Annotated in this window: 2 protein-coding genes; both read right to left on the bottom strand. The window is 34.1% G+C overall.

Annotated features, from left to right (window positions below):
* Nucleotides 1-146 precede the first annotated feature (146 nt).
* A complete protein-coding gene (locus PQ474_RS26090) occupies nt 147-428 on the bottom strand; it encodes a hypothetical protein (protein WP_273848497.1) in 282 nt (93 codons plus the stop codon).
* Between the two features lie 302 nt (nt 429-730).
* Nucleotides 731-1,228: a GNAT family N-acetyltransferase gene (locus tag PQ474_RS26085; protein WP_273848496.1), complete on the bottom strand. Its 498-nt coding sequence runs from the start codon at nt 1,226-1,228 to the stop codon at nt 731-733.
* Nucleotides 1,229-1,435 lie beyond the last annotated feature (207 nt).

Genomic DNA, 1,435 nt, shown 5'->3' with positions numbered 1-1,435 from the left:
AAGATTGATCAAAACACGCTCTTAATATTTTCAATTGACTCATTCTTTTATAAAAAAGTTTGATCATTTCCTATCTATGTTGCTCCACAATCGCGCCCTTTACTTGAATAACAATAAAGCGATTCCTCTTATCGAAACATCGCAGTTTATTTCTTATTTAACAATGGTAATAACACATCCTCGACCCACTTTACAAACTTATCATGTGCCTCATCATAATCCTTTGCCTTAAAAATTAAGAGACCAAAATCTTCATCCATTTCATAATTAAAACCACCAAATAACTTGTATAACTCATCGTTACTATATTCATTGAAAAACACATCCCAACTACCTTCTTCATTCCAAAAACCAGTCGCACTTGTATAGAATTCCGATTCATCACAATAAAAATCTAAATGCCAGTGTCCATAATTTTCTTCTATCATGTTGTTACCCTCCCATAAAAACCAATGTCTTCTCGTGCTGACCACGTCGTTAAGAAAAGCGACTGTTCTTATTGAACAATCGCTCCCGTTAGCCAGCCATGAAGCGCAAAAATCAGCGCTTCACCACAGAGAATGAAAATATACTAAGTTGTCTATACTGGTTCTTAATCCAGTCAACCAATCCATAGTTCAATGTATACGGCTCTTTTTTTAAAACGAATTAGAAGGGTCTTCTTTGTTATTGTCCTTTTTATGTAATTAGAGAAGTTTATTTTCATGGTAGTTGAACAAAATATGTGCTATTATTTAATTATTTTGTACCCTTTATATACAACTTCCCAATTAAGAGGTCTATTCATTCTATTTTCAATTTGTTCTAATGGCTTAAATCCATATTGTGCATATAGAGTATGTGCATCATTTGTAGCAAGTTGAAAACTTGTTCCTTTTAATTTAGGGTGTTCTGTTATGATGCTCATTAACCATTTGCTCAGTCCACGACCTCTAAATTCTGGAAGTATAAAAACGTCACCTATCCAAGAAAATCTAACAAGGTCAGATACAACCCTTGCAAAACCAACCTGTTTAGCAATACCCTCATTTGGATTACCTTCGTAAATCCCATAACAAAGAATAGAATTTTCAATTGATGCTTCTACTAATTCTTTAGGGATACCCATACCCCAGTAAGAATCGATACAAAGGAAATTATGTATTATTTCCGTATCCAAAAAACTTTTATTGGTGCTGATTGTAAATCCATCGGTATTTATCCATTCAGTTACTTCATCCTTTATCATTGTAGTTCCTCCTAAATCAAATATGTATTTTTAACATTTAATGGTTTTTTCAAAAATTTTTCAGTCTTTTCTTCTTGAAGTAAACTGCCTATTAGCACAAGAAGCGACTGCCCTTGTTTAGCAATCGCACCCCGTTAGCCATCCATGCAGCGCAAAATCGGCGCTGCACCACAGAGAATGAAAATGGTTAAAAACCGTCAATACTGA

It is taken from the genome of Halalkalibacter alkalisediminis, assembly GCF_028610705.1.
In the GTDB taxonomy this organism is placed as follows: Bacteria; Bacillota; Bacilli; order Bacillales; family Bacillaceae_D; genus Halalkalibacter; species Halalkalibacter alkalisediminis.
This window is presented reverse-complemented; position numbering and strand designations above follow the sequence as displayed.